The 12,788-nt window shown below is 41.2% G+C and carries 15 protein-coding genes; all 15 read left to right on the forward strand.

Features of this window, described 5'->3' with window-relative positions; all coding sequences use genetic code 11:
- Positions 1 to 57: 57 nt before the first annotated feature.
- Positions 58 to 342: a ribosomal-processing cysteine protease Prp gene (locus AC058W_RS03270; protein WP_479389703.1), complete on the forward strand. Its 285-nt coding sequence runs from the start codon at positions 58 to 60 to the stop codon at positions 340 to 342.
- 76 nt (positions 343 to 418) lie between these two features.
- Complete coding sequence (locus AC058W_RS03275; protein WP_479389704.1) at positions 419 to 1,006, forward strand: hypothetical protein; 588 nt, start codon at positions 419 to 421, stop codon at positions 1,004 to 1,006.
- A 10-nt stretch (positions 1,007 to 1,016) separates the two neighbouring features.
- Positions 1,017 to 1,997, forward strand: coding sequence for a phage major capsid protein (locus AC058W_RS03280; RefSeq protein ID WP_479389705.1), 981 nt, complete (start codon positions 1,017 to 1,019; stop codon positions 1,995 to 1,997).
- An 18-nt stretch (positions 1,998 to 2,015) separates the two neighbouring features.
- Complete coding sequence (locus tag AC058W_RS03285) at positions 2,016 to 2,414, forward strand: head-tail connector protein (RefSeq protein WP_479389706.1); 399 nt, start codon at positions 2,016 to 2,018, stop codon at positions 2,412 to 2,414.
- On the forward strand, positions 2,411 to 2,782 hold the full coding sequence (locus tag AC058W_RS03290) for a DUF6751 family protein (protein WP_479389707.1): 372 nt from the start codon (positions 2,411 to 2,413) through the stop codon (positions 2,780 to 2,782). Before AC058W_RS03285 ends, AC058W_RS03290 begins: the two co-directional genes overlap by 4 nt.
- Before the next feature lie 2 nt (positions 2,783 to 2,784).
- Entirely contained in the window at positions 2,785 to 3,216 is a 432-nt protein-coding gene (locus AC058W_RS03295; RefSeq protein WP_479389708.1) for a minor capsid protein, read from the forward strand.
- Positions 3,217 to 3,218: 2 nt separating this feature from the next.
- Complete coding sequence (locus AC058W_RS03300; RefSeq protein WP_479389709.1) at positions 3,219 to 3,653, forward strand: hypothetical protein; 435 nt, start codon at positions 3,219 to 3,221, stop codon at positions 3,651 to 3,653.
- Positions 3,653 to 4,186, forward strand: a complete 534-nt coding sequence (locus AC058W_RS03305; protein ID WP_117843800.1) for a hypothetical protein — start codon at positions 3,653 to 3,655, stop codon at positions 4,184 to 4,186. The genes AC058W_RS03300 and AC058W_RS03305 overlap by 1 nt, the downstream gene beginning before the upstream one ends.
- A gap of 13 nt (positions 4,187 to 4,199) precedes the next feature.
- The gene (locus AC058W_RS03310) at positions 4,200 to 4,625 is read left to right on the forward strand and encodes a hypothetical protein (RefSeq protein WP_117843799.1); all 426 of its coding nucleotides are present in this window, start codon (positions 4,200 to 4,202) and stop codon (positions 4,623 to 4,625) included.
- Positions 4,622 to 5,203: a Gp15 family bacteriophage protein gene (locus AC058W_RS03315; RefSeq protein WP_479389710.1), complete on the forward strand. Its 582-nt coding sequence runs from the start codon at positions 4,622 to 4,624 to the stop codon at positions 5,201 to 5,203. The genes AC058W_RS03310 and AC058W_RS03315 overlap by 4 nt, the downstream gene beginning before the upstream one ends.
- 1 nt (position 5,204) lies before the next feature.
- On the forward strand, positions 5,205 to 7,991 hold the full coding sequence (locus AC058W_RS03320; RefSeq protein ID WP_479389711.1) for a phage tail protein: 2,787 nt from the start codon (positions 5,205 to 5,207) through the stop codon (positions 7,989 to 7,991).
- Between the two features lie 8 nt (positions 7,992 to 7,999).
- The gene (locus AC058W_RS03325) at positions 8,000 to 8,440 is read left to right on the forward strand and encodes a DUF6711 family protein (RefSeq protein WP_479389712.1); all 441 of its coding nucleotides are present in this window, start codon (positions 8,000 to 8,002) and stop codon (positions 8,438 to 8,440) included.
- A gap of 60 nt (positions 8,441 to 8,500) precedes the next feature.
- Complete coding sequence (locus tag AC058W_RS03330) at positions 8,501 to 10,702, forward strand: bacterial Ig-like domain-containing protein (RefSeq protein ID WP_479389713.1); 2,202 nt, start codon at positions 8,501 to 8,503, stop codon at positions 10,700 to 10,702.
- A gap of 26 nt (positions 10,703 to 10,728) precedes the next feature.
- Positions 10,729 to 11,205, forward strand: coding sequence for a hypothetical protein (locus tag AC058W_RS03335; protein ID WP_479389714.1), 477 nt, complete (start codon positions 10,729 to 10,731; stop codon positions 11,203 to 11,205).
- A 219-nt stretch (positions 11,206 to 11,424) separates the two neighbouring features.
- The coding region (locus AC058W_RS03340) for a bacterial Ig-like domain-containing protein (RefSeq protein ID WP_479389715.1) at positions 11,425 to 12,788 on the forward strand (1,364 nt) is incomplete at its 3' end.

Genomic DNA, 12,788 nt, shown 5'->3' on the forward strand with positions numbered 1-12,788 from the left:
AAAGCAGAGATTGGAATACTGGAACTTGAAAAGTTAAAACACTAGGAGAAACAAAAAATGATAATAGTTAAAATAACTTCTTCCGAAATACAGATGAATGGTCATGCGTGCAGATCAGTAAATGGACAGGATATTGTATGTTCTGCCATTTCAGCTCTGACCTGTAATCTGATTAATTCCCTGGAAGACCTGACGGACAACCGGATCAGAGCAGAGACAGCTTCCGGAAAGACCACGATAAAATGGAAAGACCTGGACGACAGGGGAAAACTTTTGATAGACTCCTGGTTTCTTGGGCTTACAGCCATTAATCAGGAATATAACTGCATAGAGTTTGTTTGACCAGTCCGACAAGGCTGGTTTTATTATGTCCAAAACATGAAGACAGATAAAAGCTCTGGGAATATGGAGGAAAACAATGAAAAATAAATTAATGAATTTACACATTTTCGATGAAGGAGGAACTGGCGGAGACAGCGGAACTGGGAATCCGAACGGAAATGGTGGGACTGGCAGCAGCGGCCAGAACGGAAACACTGGGTACACATTTGAACAGGCGGAAGAGATTGCAAATAGCAGAGCACAGAAGGCGGAAAGAGCAGCCTTGGCAAGCTTTTACAGACAGCAGGGCTTAAGTGAGGAACAGATCACTACTGCAATTGCGGATTTTAAAGCAAAACAGAAAGCAAATCAGCCGGATGTCGATGCAATCACAAAAGAAAGAGACACATATAAGCAGGAACTGCAGCAGTATAAAAATGAAAAAATCCTGTCAGAAAAAGGCGTAAGGGCAGAAGATATGGATTATGTTCTTTTTAAAGTCAATAAGCTTGTAGATGACAAGACTGATTTTATAAAGGCAGCAGATAAATTTCTGAAAGAAAATCCACGTTACGGAAAAGGAGCATACAGAGTTTCCACATCCACGGGAGCTGATAATCAGAACACCGGAGGAAATGTCAATGCGTCAATCAATGACCGGATCCGTGCAGCAATGAGAAGATAAGGAGAGAAACATGAACAGAAACAGAATGAATTTAAGACTTTTTGATAACGACGTAAACATTATTGACAGAACCGGAGCTGAGTCTCTGATTCCGGTACAGGAGTCAAATGAGATCATCCAGGGAGTAGTTACCCAGTCAGCAGTGCTCCAGAGAGGGCGAAGAATGGCAAATATGACATCAAGACAGTACAAAATGCCGGTTCTTGATATGCTGCCAATCGCATACTTCGTAAATGGCGATACAGGTCAGAAACAGACTACAAAGCAGGCATGGAGCAATAAGTTTATCACTGCAGAAGAAATCGCAGTTATCGTGCCGGTACCGGAAGCAGTACTGGACGATTCAGAATATGATATCTGGGCCGAAGTAAGACCGAGAATCATTGAAGCGTTTGGAAAAGTGATTGATGGAGCTATCCTGTTTGGCACAGATAAACCATCTTCCTGGAGAGATGACGTTGTAACTACTGCGAATGCAGCGAAGTCCGTAGTAACAATCGGAAGTGATGATAACCTCTATGACAAGATCATGGGAGTAGACGGCGTGATTGCAAAAGTAGAGAACAGCGGATATTTCGTAAATGGACATATGGCAGACATCTCTATGAGAGCAAAACTGAGAGAATTAAAGGATACAACCGGAAATCCCCTGTTCAAGAGCGACATGCAGACAGGAACCAATTATTCCCTGGATGGAAGTCCAATGAACTTCCCAAATAATGGTGCTTTCGATAAGAGTAAAGCTCTGATGATCTCCGGAGACTTCTCCCAGCTGGTATATTCTATCCGCCAGGACATCACATTCAAACTCTTTACAGAGGGCGTTGTACAGAATAAAGATGGTTCTATCGCATACAACCTGATGCAGAATGACATGGTAGCTCTGAGAGCAGTTATGCGTCTTGGCTGGGAGATTCCGAATCCGATCAATAGTCTCCAGAAAGATAAAACAAAGAGATGCCCGTTCTCTGTATTAAAAGCAAATGAATGATATAAGGATGTGACGTAAATGTATGCAGACCGTAGCTATTACGAAACAGGGTATCTGTTAGGAAGATCTCCGGTAATTCCGGAAGGGATATACCCTTACTGGGAGAAACAGGCGGAACGCGTATTAAATCAGTATACCATGAGCCGCCTGGCAGCTGATTTTGACCTTATCACGGAAGATGTGAAAGATTGCACCTGTGAGCTTGCAGAATTGCTGTATCAGGCAGATACAGTGGCTCAGAAGGCAGCAGAACAAGGAGGCGGTCTCCTTTCCTCCTATTCGAACGACGGAGAATCAGGGACCTTTGACTTATCCCAGTCTTCGTATACAGAGGAAGGAAAGAGCAAAAAGGAGAGAGAGATCATTTATAAGTATCTTGGAAACACAGGTCTCTTATACAGAGGAATGCAGTTATGAATCCGAATTACGTACATACGATCACTTTGTATCATAAGGCAATGAAGGATAATAAGGAACACTGGGTAAAATCAGTGTTCCATAATTGCTTCTGGAAAATGGTTGTGAATACGGGGTTTAATGAAACAAAAGTGAACGTGCAGAACACATATGTAGCCAGAATCCCGAAAGAAAGCTGCAAGGAACCGATTTCTATACTTCAGGGAGATATCGTGATTCTGGGAGAATGCTCTGAAGAAATCACGGGGACGTCCGGCCAGACTGCAGCACAGGTTCTCAACAGATATAAACCGAATGCCTTTAAGGTAACGGCTTTTTCGGATAACACAAGTTTCCCACTTGGAAAACATTACAGACTGGGAGGCTGAATATGAGAACACGCTTTAATTGGAACAATTCTCCGTCAAATATAGCGAGAAGAGTGACTGGGGGAAGACAGGGAATGCTATTCCTTGCAAATTCCGCAGTACGTTTTATGGATCCATATGTACCGGCAGATAACCTGGTACTTTCACAGAACATAGATATCACAGCAGATGAGAATTGTGGACATGTAACATATAACAGCCCATATGCGCATTATCAGTATATCGGTGAGGTATATGGTCCGAACTACCCGCTTATGGACGGAGGAGAAATCATGGGATTCTATTCCCCTCCACATAAGACCCCGACGGGAGGAAAACTTAAATATAGCAAGTTCAGGCATCCTCTTGCAACAGATCACTGGGACAAAGCAATGATGACGGCAAGGAAAGATGATCTTACAAGATCCTATGAGGAATACTTGAGGAGCAGGTAAATATGAGTAAACATGATGCAGTAAAAGCATACTTCGTACCGAAAGTGAAAGAGCTGGCAGGGAGTATGCTTAATTTTAACTTTTCACCGGAATCACCGAACGGTATATCTCTGATCACAAATTATTCAGATAAGGTCAGAAAGAAATACATAACCGGTGATGCACTAAAAGAATATGGATTCTCGATCATTATCGTAAAGGAATATTCTTCCGAATCAGATGACCTGAATCTGGAAGCGATGAATTTCGCCCAGACATTCATGGAGTGGCTGGAAGAGCAGAACGAAAAGAAAGAATATCCGGATTTCGGAAAGAACTGCACGATTGAGAAGATGGAGAACCTTCAGAACATGCCGAACCTGTCAGGAGTTAATTATGAGGCAGGACTGGCACGTTACATGATACAGGTAAGAATTATTTATACAGAAAATGAATAATGGTCTGGAATACAGACAGAAAGGAACATTTTATGGGAGCAGTTACAGGAAGAATTGACCGTAAATATATGGCACATTTCATTGATGCGGGTTCTCTGTGCAAAGGAGAAACACCAAAGTATGAACGGTTAGGGAAAGATCTGGAAGAGTACAATGTTGAACTTAATCCAGATACAGAGACCTCTAAGAACATCAATGGAGAATCTACATTTAAGCATAACGGATATGAGGTATCTTCGGATGCGGACCCGTATTATGCAGACACAGAATCAACGCTGTCTGATAAGTTACAGACGATCATTGATGAGAGATTAAAGGACGATAATCTTAAAACGAATGCTGTAGAAGCTCATCTGTGGAAAGAGACTACAGACGGCAAGTATGAAGCGTACCAGCAGGCCTGCTATATTGTGCCGACATCTTACGGCGGTGATACATCCGGATATCAGATCCCGTTCAGTGTAAATTATGTTGGAAAGCGTACAAAAGGTACCTTCGACCTCGCTACAGCAACATTTACGCCTAGCGTCTGAAAGGAGAACTTAGATGTCGAAAACAATTAACACGAAGATTGATGATGGAATCCTCACATTTACATTTACGAATAATCAGAATGAAATCTTTGCATCATTCAGGCTGAATCCAACAGATGTAAATATTGCTGCCAGAGCAGAAGAAGTTTCTGCGTTTTTTGAGAAGATGGAAGAAACGGTTAAAAATGTTGCATCTGCAAAAGAAGCAGCAAAATTGAATGAACTGATTCAGGATAAGATCAACTATCTGCTCGGCTATGAAGCATCAAAAGACCTTTTCAGGGAACCGATCACAGCAACTACGGTATTTGGAAACGGGCAGATGTTTGCAAATATCGTTCTGGACAAGGTAGCTGATGCGATCGCACCGGAAATTGAAAAGAGAAGAAAGAAAATGCAGGCAGAAGTTGATAAATATACGGAGAAGTATACAAAATGAATGCCTATGAATTACCCACCTCGCTGAATATCGGCGGGGTGTCTTTTTCTATCAGGACGGATTTTCGCGCAATCATAGACATTCTGATCGCACAGAATGACCCAAATCTGAACGCATATGGAAAAAGATTAGTAATGCTAAAGATTCTTTACGAAAACTGGGAGAATATCCCACCGGAGCATGTGGAAGAAGCCTGCAGGAAGGCTTGTGAATTTATTGACTGCGGACAGACGGACGATGACCCGGGAAAACCTAAACCACGTCTGATGGACTGGGGGCAGGACGGAGAAATGATCATACCTGCGGTAAACAAAGTAGCAAACACGGAGGTTAGAGCAGTACCATACATGCATTGGTGGACGTTTTTTAGCTATTTTATGGAGGCGGGCGAATGCTTATTTAATACAGTACTTGGCATTCGTTCAAAGAAAGCGCATGGTGAAAGACTTGAGAAGTGGGAGAAAAAGTTTTATTACGATAACAAGAAGATTATCGATATAAGAACACAACTTTCAGATGAAGAACAGGCATATAAAGACGCACTGAATGAAAAACTCAACCGGCTAGGAGGTGGATGATGTGGCAGCAGACGGTACAGTCGTAATTGATACGAGACTTGATACTTCAGGAATCCGAAATGGAATGCCAGAAGCTGAAAGAACAGTCAGAAATAGCGCTTCCCGAATGGAAGGGTCTTTCAATAAACTTGGAAGCACGATAAAGAAGATTGGCACACTCGTTGGCACAGCACTGGCGATTGGAAAACTTGCACAATTTGGCAAGGAGTGTATAGAACTTGGCTCTGATCTGGCAGAAGTCCAGAACGTTGTAGATGTTACATTTACAACCATGTCAGATAAGGTCAACGAATTTGCTAAAAGTGCCATGACATCTGCCGGACTCTCCGAAACAATGGCGAAGCAGTACACCGGTACTTTTGGAGCTATGGCAAAAGCCTTCGGATTCTCAGAGGAGCAGGCGTACAATATGTCTACTCAGCTGACTCAGCTCACAGGTGATGTTGCATCTTTCTATAATCTGGATCAGGGAGAAGCATTCACAAAGTTGAAGAGCGTCTTTACTGGTGAAACGGAATCTTTGAAGGACCTCGGTGTTGTAATGACCCAGACGGCCCTCGATCAGTTCGCACTGGCAAATGGTTTCGGAAAGACCACATCTGCCATGACAGAGCAGGAGAAGGTTGCGCTGCGACTGAAATTTGTAACAAGTCAGTTATCGGATGCTTCTGGAGACTTCGCACGAACGTCCGGATCTTGGGCGAACCAGGTCAGGGTGATGCAACTGCAGATCCAGTCCCTGAAAGCTACAGTCGGACAAGGACTGATTAACATCTTCACTCCGGTCATAAAAGTGATAAATCTCTTATTGACAAAACTTGCCACGGTTGCAAATGTTTTTAAGTCCTTTACGGAACTGATAACCGGAAACAAATCATCCGGGCAGACGGGAGCCAGTGGAGCGGGACTTACTGGAACTGATCTGTCAGCCACAGAAGATGCTTATGGCAGCGCTGCTGATGGAGCTGATAGTCTGGCTGATGCTACGCAGAATGTAACAGATTCCACGAAGGACAGCACAGGGGCACTGAAAAAGCAGAATAAGGCACTGAAGAAGAACATTGCATCGTTTGATGAATTGAATGTCATAGGCAAGGATAACTCAGACACGTCCGACTCAACAAAGACTCCGGCTATAGCAGATATAGGAATCGGGGATATTGGCAATGTGGACTACGGAAAGCTTGCCGATGTGTCAGATGAAGCAGATAAGGCAACCAGCGCAGTAGGAAAACTGGCGAAAAAGCTAAAAGAACTTGGAGACATCTTCAAGGGCGGGTTCTTTGAGGGACTTGGAGACTACAAACCGATGCTGAATGAACTAATCAGTGATCTTGGGAATATCAAGAAGTATCTGACAGATATTTTTACGGATCCTGATGTCAAGAAAGCTGCTTCGGAGTTTGCAAAAAAGGTAGTTAAGAATCTCGGAAAGATAACCGGTTCAATAGCAAAGGTTGGACTTACCCTGGCAGCTGCACTTGTTGGGGGAATAGAATCTTATCTGTCAAAGAATGTTGACCGAATCAAGAAATTTATCATCAAGATGTTTGATGTCGCTGGAGAAATCGCAGATGAAATAGGTGATTTATCGGCAGTTTTTGCAGATATATTCTCTGTGTTTGGCGGACAGACCACGCAGAACATCATAGGAAGTGTGATACAGATCATATCAGATACCGTTATGACGGCATTGACGTTGGCCGGGCAGATGCTTAGAGATTCTATCAACCTGCTCCTGGTTCCATTACAGGAGAATGCCGAACTGATTAAACAGACTATTGAGAATACATTACAGCCAATAGAGACAGTAATTACGGCTATCGCAGATGCGTGGCAGATTGCTATGGATGAACTTATCACTATGTATGATGCTCATATCAAGCCTTTTTTCGATTCTCTTGCTAACGGGCTATCTGAAATACTCACAGTATTTTTAAATGCCTATAACAGCTACATAGTGCCTGTATTAGACCAACTGGCAGCTAAGATTAGTGAGATCATGGCAGGACCTGTAGGTGATGCTGTACATAATGCAATCGAACTTATCGGAAAAATCGTAGATGCACTGAAAGTTCTATGGGAAAACGTATTAGTACCATTGGTTAAGTTCATTATTGGCAATGTGGCTCCGCAAATAGCAAGTGCTCTTAGTATTATTGGCAATGTATTTCTGGAATTGTTTGATTCGGTAAGCGAAGTAGTTGCTGGAATACTGAAAGCCCTTGGCGGCGTGATCGATTTTATTGTTGGTGTATTTACAGGTGACTGGAAACGTGCGTGGGAAGGCGTAAAGAATATCTTCAAAGGCGTGTTCGAAGCACTGGTAGGAATTGCGAAAGTGCCTATCAATGGGGTTATTGCACTGATTAATGGAATGATTCGTGGAATTATCTCGGGCGTCAATACAGCTATTGGAGTTTTAAACCATTTGAAGATAAAGGTTCCGAACTGGGTACCGAAGATTGGAGGAAGCACCTGGGGATTTACAATCCCGACCATGACAGCACCGCAGATTCCATACTTGGCAAAAGGTACAGTTGTGCCACGAAATGCCGGAGAGTTTGCAGCAATCCTCGGTGATAACAAGCGTGAGACAGAAGTTGTATCTCCTCTTTCGACTATGAAGCAGGCAATGATGGATGCTCTGAGGGAATCTGGAAACAATGGCGGAAGTTCTCCTCAGTACATTGTACTGAATATTGACGGAAATGAATTCATCCGCTGGCTTCGCGATCAGAATGGACAATACAGGAACCGGACAGGCTTCGGAATCTTTGAAGGGTAGGTGAATATATGAGCGAGTTTAGCTCAGGATCCGCTGCGAATTTCGGCGGCTGGCTGCTAAAGTTCGGAGGACAGGTTTTCCCGCATGAATACATCAAGAAAGGTGGCTGGAAGAGTACACCAAATCAGAGACTTGAAAACGACCCCTGGTCAGATACAAAAGGATATCTGCACAGGGATGTAATGGACCACAACCGTACAAAAATTGAGTTCGAGACAGTAGACGATCTGACACTCGAAGAAAAAATCCAGTGCCAGAATATCATAAACAATGCGATTACAAATAAAGCAGAGCGAAAAGGGAAGATCACTTACTGGAATGACGAGACAAACACTTACGAAGATGCAGAAGTATACATCCCGGATATAGACTTCACAGTAAACGAGATCGATAAGAAAAGAAACATGATCTTTTATGCAAGCATCAGGATCGCACTGATAGAGTATTAAACCAGAGTGCATGGGTGTCACAGCTCATGTGCTCTTTATTTTATATATGGGAGGACAGATATGGCAACATACACGTTTGAATCATTACTAAATAAAGCGGATGGGATGACTAAAGTCAATGAATATGTTGTGCAGGAAAAGACTTTGGAAATAGAAGGAGCGTCTTGGTATCATTACGCCGGAAATGCTGTGAATAAACTTTATATAAACGGTAAAGGATATATTGGATTCGGGGCAGATGTGGAACACTTAAAGATGTTCTGGGCTAAAGCGGCGAACAACATAAATGACGTATATAGGCAAGAAGGAGTTCTTGACACAGGAGCTAAATTCCTGAAATTGAAGTTAAAAGGAATATATAATCATTATTATGACAAATACGCATATGAATACGAAGTTTTTCTATTTGATGACGGGAATATATTTGTATATATAATTAAAAGTGCGAAGAATGAATACAATACGCTATTTGGAGATTGTGAAGTCACAAATGGAAAGACCACAGATATTGTGTTAGCAGAATACCATAGCGATTTTAAAAAATATCCTATCAGTAGACTTATTAGCAATGCTGGAATAAAGCCAAAAGTAATCCGCTCGAAATACACACCGATAAAAGAAGCAGGGGTAAGAATTAAGACAAACCCTGCAGCAGTATACGTCCCAAACGCATTAGATTGGTCGGAATTGTCGGTAGAATCCTATGACTCATCAGGAAACACGAATGCAGTAAGTAATTTTACATTTCCCGATGTTGATGTATCTACAGTTGGAACAAAAACTGTAAAATTATCATATAAAACTTATAGCGTGCCTGTTGAAATCACTGTAAAAGAGGATACAGTCTTAGAACTTACAAAGTTCAATCTTCGCGATCATTATCTTCTAAATGAAACACTAGAGATATATTCCGTAACGGCAGTATGGGATAGTGGAAAGAATGAAACATTGACTTCTGGATTTGATGTTTCTGGATTTGACAGCGCTACTCCCGGCACAAAGGAACTGACGATTTCATATAAAGGAGCAGCCACAACAAAAAGTATATATGTCGCAGCTACCGCTACGTTAACCATTGATGGTGCCAAGACCGAATACTATATAGGTGATGATTTTGAAAGTGCTAACGGCATTATTACATACGATGATGGAGAAGAAGAGAGTGTTTATGAATTAATATATTCTGGATTTGATAACACGATTGCCGGAGAACAGGTTATCACAGCGACTGTAAGAGGATTAAGCACCACATACACAGTACACGTATCCGATACGGTTACTGCAAATATTGGGGCAAATGTAGAAACAGATGCCATAGCTTCGCTTAACCTGATTACTGGTCTATTAACGGTTTCGGGAACGGGCGATACAAAAGATATAGACACCCCAAGTTATTTTGGCGGTGGAATTTTTGACGGAAAAGGAGATCACTCTAGTCAAGTCAAAAAAATCGTAGTCCAAGAAGGTATTACTGGATTAATTGGAGCTTGCTTTTATGGCATGTCAAATGTTACAGAAGTGTCACTTCCATCTACATTAAAGACAATAGGGCAAAGCTGCTTTTCCGGTTGCTCACTAATTACAACATTATTACTTCCAGAGGGACTGGAAACATTGCAAGGTGGATGTTTCTATAACTGTAGCGGATTGACAGAATTAACATTGCCATCGTCATTGAAAGAAATAACAGGAACCATAATCGACAATAAAAACGCAGTATTAACCATTCTGAGCAGAACTGTTCTGATTGGCGAATACTCGATTTATGTAAAGACAATTCGCGGATATGTTGGTTCAACAGCAGAGACTTATGCAAATAGCAACAATATCCAATTTGAAGCAATCAATAATATTTTAAAGATTGAAATAGTCAACTATCCATCAAAAACTTATCATGTCGGAGAAACGATCTCCAAAGCAGATTTAACTGTACAGATAACCCTTGAAGATGGAACTGTACAGGAAACAGATTTGTATGAATTAAGTTATGATTTCAGTTCGACTGGGACAAAAACTGTAAAAGTATTTATAGGTGATAAAAGTGATACATTCAACGTTGATGTAACAACGTATAAACTTTCTGAGGTCGTTAATACTTTAACTGGGATGCAACTAATAGAGAACTCCGGACAGGATGATGGGACAGATATACTGGATGGCGTTAGCTGGTTTAGATTCAACAATGTGATCGCAGATAAACTCTATGTTAACGGTAACAAACTGGATTGGATTTGGGGTTCCCAGGTCACAGCTTATTTTTAGTGATGGAGTTACGCAATATTTACAGGATGGAAACTGCATTAGACGGTGGTATAAAACTTCTTAAAATACGAGTAGAAGGATATACATATTTTGCAGCCCCTGAAGCACATGAAAGCCAGATAAAATATGAATTATTCTTATTTAACAATGGCGATATGTACCTGAACGTAATCCAGTCTCCTGCATCTACAAGCACCTATGCCGGAACATCTAGCTTAACTAGCAACGGCAAGACTACAAACTTGTCATTGAACGGAGCTACGCCGGAAAATCCAGTACAGGTGTCGTTCATACACCAGGACGAGTCTGGACTTGATTGGAATATTTCTTATAGACCATATAATTTTGCATCACTTGTTGGAATCAAAGTAGCGCAATTGCCCGATAAAACTAGGTATATGATTAATGAAACGTTTAAATCTTCTGGGCTTATCATTAATGTTGTCTATGATGATGGTAGTTCAGGAGTGATTAAAAATATACCTTGTCATCCCCAGATATGACATCGTACGGTAGTAAAAGTATAACGGTAACATTCGAGAGCTTCACGACCCATTTGACATTATGGTTGTAGATGTAGCCAAAATCGAAGTAACAAGTCTTCCGACAAAAACGAGATACTATGAAGATGACGAATTTTTATCCAGTGGAATAATTGTATCTCAGGTATACACGGATGGGATTAAAGAAGAAATTGCGGCTATCCTCTTTCAAGTCCAGATATGTCATCTGGTGGAGAGAAGACAATAACAGTAACTTATAATAAGTTTACGACTACATTTACAATCATGGTAATTGGTGTATCTGGGATAGAAGTCTCTAAAACGCCGATAAAGACAGAATATTACACAAACGACAGTCTCGATGCGTCCGGTCTCGAAGTGATATCCAAATACACAGACGGAACATCAAGGAAGCTGACAGATTATAGTGTATCAAAACTTGATAGTTCTTCTGCTGGCGAGAAAGAAATTTCCGTAACGCATAAAAATTATACAGCCACATTCAAAGTAACAGTGTATGAATTGAAAGGAATCCGAATTTCGCATTATCCAAACAAGATTTATTATAAAATTGGAGAAACATTCGACCCATCAGGGCTAACTGTTGTGGAAGTAAGGAATGATGGAAGTGAAAAAGAAATTACAGACTATACAATATCTGGTTTTGACAGTTCAAAAGCAGGGTCGAAGACCATAACAGTATTTTATAACATGACTTCTGACGGCATTACCAGATTTGTTGGTTCCGACAGCTTTCAAATTAAAGTAACAAACGATGGCAAAAATCCATTTGACAGCAATATAGGAGAAACTGAGGAAAATACAGAGCCAGTCTACGTGACAGTACACTGGATAGATGGAGAGTTTGAGGATCTGACTCATGAAAATGGCGGTATAAAAGCGAATACTTTTGTTCTTCAGGAGTCCATCTGTTCTGAGCAGTATTTTATATTCGGCGGTTGCATCTCAAATCAAGTGTCGTTTGAAACAGGTCATAAACAGTTCTGGGGAACCGATGAAGACTCATATCCGTCAGGAAGGATTGAGGTGTATCTGGAATGCAATAAAACAAAGATAAAGGTATTCACAGGCAGGATTGCAAGTGCAGAGAGGACTTCTATCTATTCGACAAGGAAGATTGTAGCCTACGATTATCTGTATGATCTCAGAAACACAGATATTGCAAGATGGTACAAAAGCCAGATTGCTGATAAGAAGAAAAAACTTACACAGAAACAGTTCCGCGATATGTTGTTTAAATTCTTAGGCATTGAACAGGTATCTACAAAGCTGCACTGGGATGATGCTTATGTGCCATATACAAACAATGCGAATGAGATAAATGCAGTTAATGTTATAAAAGACCTGTGCCTTCAGAATGACCGATTCGGATGGATGAATAGGGATGGCAAGTTTGAATACCTGAAACTTCGCCAGAACAGTCAGGAAACAGGCGAGACTACTTCCGGAAAGAAGATTTACAAATATTATGATAATGCAGAGGTGCACCTTGATACATTCAAAAGCTTTTGGGCGAAAGAGGGAAGAATATGGTTTCCGCATACGATTTATACTGATCCAGA

The organism is Blautia sp. CGZ-1-C1, assembly GCF_056504575.1.

Bases quoted from the DNA above. Each gene is read 5' to 3' on its own strand.
- AC058W_RS03270 (WP_479389703.1), top strand. From the start codon at position 58: ATGATAATAGTTAAAATAACTTCTTCCGAAATACAGATGAATGGTCAT.
- AC058W_RS03275 (WP_479389704.1), top strand. From the start codon at position 419: ATGAAAAATAAATTAATGAATTTACACATTTTCGATGAAGGAGGAACT.
- AC058W_RS03280 (WP_479389705.1), top strand. From the start codon at position 1,017: ATGAACAGAAACAGAATGAATTTAAGACTTTTTGATAACGACGTAAAC.
- AC058W_RS03285 (WP_479389706.1), top strand. From the start codon at position 2,016: ATGTATGCAGACCGTAGCTATTACGAAACAGGGTATCTGTTAGGAAGA.
- AC058W_RS03290 (WP_479389707.1), top strand. From the start codon at position 2,411: ATGAATCCGAATTACGTACATACGATCACTTTGTATCATAAGGCAATG.
- AC058W_RS03295 (WP_479389708.1), top strand. From the start codon at position 2,785: ATGAGAACACGCTTTAATTGGAACAATTCTCCGTCAAATATAGCGAGA.
- AC058W_RS03300 (WP_479389709.1), top strand. From the start codon at position 3,219: ATGAGTAAACATGATGCAGTAAAAGCATACTTCGTACCGAAAGTGAAA.
- AC058W_RS03305 (WP_117843800.1), top strand. From the start codon at position 3,653: ATGGTCTGGAATACAGACAGAAAGGAACATTTTATGGGAGCAGTTACA.
- AC058W_RS03310 (WP_117843799.1), top strand. From the start codon at position 4,200: ATGTCGAAAACAATTAACACGAAGATTGATGATGGAATCCTCACATTT.
- AC058W_RS03315 (WP_479389710.1), top strand. From the start codon at position 4,622: ATGAATGCCTATGAATTACCCACCTCGCTGAATATCGGCGGGGTGTCT.
- AC058W_RS03325 (WP_479389712.1), top strand. From the start codon at position 8,000: ATGAGCGAGTTTAGCTCAGGATCCGCTGCGAATTTCGGCGGCTGGCTG.
- AC058W_RS03330 (WP_479389713.1), top strand. From the start codon at position 8,501: ATGGCAACATACACGTTTGAATCATTACTAAATAAAGCGGATGGGATG.
- AC058W_RS03335 (WP_479389714.1), top strand. From the start codon at position 10,729: ATGGAAACTGCATTAGACGGTGGTATAAAACTTCTTAAAATACGAGTA.